We start from the raw sequence: 2,099 nt of genomic DNA, 5'->3' as shown, positions 1-2,099 counted from the left end.
ACAAAGCCTCTTCACCGTTTGATGGAGTATGAATACCATGTAAAGCACCAGCGTTAATCACCCAGGTATCATATTTATTACTGTTATAAGTCAAGCAGAAGTAAGGATCGCGATCGCGTACTGCACCACCTAAAAAAGCTTCGTTTAAATCCTGTATATCGGTTGCTTCAATTTCCGGCGATTGCTCCTGTCTTTTACCGCTTACCAATGCACGGGTATTGTTGAGTAAATCTGTGTAAGATAAATTAGAAGCACTTTCCAGTGTTTGCATCAGAAAGTAAGAGAAAACACCTCGTTCTTGACCGTCTTCGCTTTTGTACTCTTTAGCAGTTTGATGAGAACTGCAAGCGGCGATCGCGATGTGTCTTCCTGGTGTATAGCTTTCGCTTGAGCGATTGCGCAACCACTGCTCAGAAAAAATAAAATCTTTTAAATCTCGTTGTCTTGTATCAGCCGGAACTTGACGCACAATCGCTTCTGGATCTCTTGTCCCACTACCAGCATGACAACAGTCTAGTATTGTGACGATATGTGGATTATTCTTTGCTATTTGATCAATTAAATAATTTAATTCCTTATCTGCTAGATGAAAACCATTTTTTGTCCGGCTGTCATAGCAAACCAAGTTTTCTAGGAGAGTGTCAGGTTCTTCATCGCAAAACTCTTTTGGCACAGATTCTTGCGATCCATGACCTGAAAAGTAGAACAACACAACATCTTCACTATCAGCCTTATTCAAGTGCTGCTGCAAACCATCAATAATTGCTTGACGTGTAGCTAATTCATTTAAAAGTATCCAAGGAACATCAGAGTTATCTACTAACTGCCATTTTTTATCAATAGCAATTCGCTTTCGGAGATATGCTTCAATAGCTTTTATATCATTAACGCAACCGTATAAGCGCTGAACCCCAGAATCAGGATGATATTTGTCAATACCAACAAGCAGAGCGTAAATCTTCTTCACCATAAGTATTACACTTTATTAAACTGTTGCATTTTGGATTTGTGATACAGTCTCCCGCTCTTAAGTAGGTGTAAGTGATGTCAACTGATGCACCTTGAAGAAGGAGTCAGAATACAGGAGTCAGGAGTCAGAATATAGGAGTGCGAGCATCTTGCTCGCGTACTATATGCAACAAGCGAGCAAGATGCTCGGACTACCTTAACTCCTGAATTTTCAAAATAGCTTCAACCAAATTGGGAGAGTCACAAGCAAAACCATAGATCCTCCAGCTAATGCAGTGACTGTAAGGTCACGATCAAGGTCAAAAGTTTCGGCAATGACTAGTGTGGCAAAAGCTGGAGGCATCGCCATTTGTAATACAATCACAAGGGCTGGTGCACCAGTTAAGCCAAAAACTGGTAAAATACTCCCTAAAATCAGCGGTACTATTAGCATTTTGATCCCCAAGCTGAGACTTGCCCATTTGACACTACGCCAAGTACGAAGCTGCGCAAGTCGCATTCCAATTAACGCCAGAGATAAACCAACCATAGTCCAGGCTAATTTCTCTAAACAGAACTCAGCTAAAGGAGCGATCGCCACTTTCCGAAAAAGTAAACCAAACCCAAAACTCCACAAAGCTGGGTTAATTAAAATTGCTCTTGCAATCTGACCATGGTTTTGAGAACTACCGCTAAAATAAGCAGCTAAAGCAACACCAAGGACATAAACGCCTAAAGTTGTTCCCAGCAAATCGTAAAATAATGCCCAGGCAAAGTATTGATTGCCAACGACTGTAAGAATAACAGGATAGCCTAAATAACCGGTATTACCCACCATTGCTGCTAAAACAAAACTACCCTGAGTTGGTAGTCGAGGAAGGTTGTTTGTAAAATATCCTTTTCCTTTGACCAGTACCCAAGCCAAAAATGCACCAAGTAAAATAGCTGTATGGGCTATTATGGGAGCTATCCAAATTTGTCCAGATAAGTCCGCCTTACGTAAAAAAGTTACAATGCTTATTGGTACACCTACCCAGAAAAGAAACTGACCTAAACGAGTCGGAACTGTAGCAGGTAGTTTGCGTCCCAGAATAAATCCCACTAGGACCAGTCCAACTAGCTCGACGTATAGTTCTAGAATGTTTGTCAAG

General features: G+C 41.1%; 2 protein-coding genes. Both read right to left on the bottom strand.

All coding sequences use genetic code 11. The features are described from left to right. Positions 1-970 (bottom strand): caspase family protein (locus tag G4P69_RS37305; protein ID WP_208354922.1); only part of this gene is annotated, 970 nt, incomplete at its 3' end. 210 nt (positions 971-1,180) lie between these two features. After that, positions 1,181-2,098, bottom strand: coding sequence for an AEC family transporter (locus tag G4P69_RS37300; protein WP_208340353.1), 918 nt, complete (start codon positions 2,096-2,098; stop codon positions 1,181-1,183). Between the last annotated feature and the right edge of the window lies 1 nt (position 2,099).

The sequence above is a fragment of the Aetokthonos hydrillicola CCALA 1050 genome (genome assembly GCF_017591665.1).
Classification (GTDB): domain Bacteria; phylum Cyanobacteriota; class Cyanobacteriia; order Cyanobacteriales; family Nostocaceae; genus Aetokthonos; species Aetokthonos hydrillicola.
This window is presented reverse-complemented; position numbering and strand designations above follow the sequence as displayed.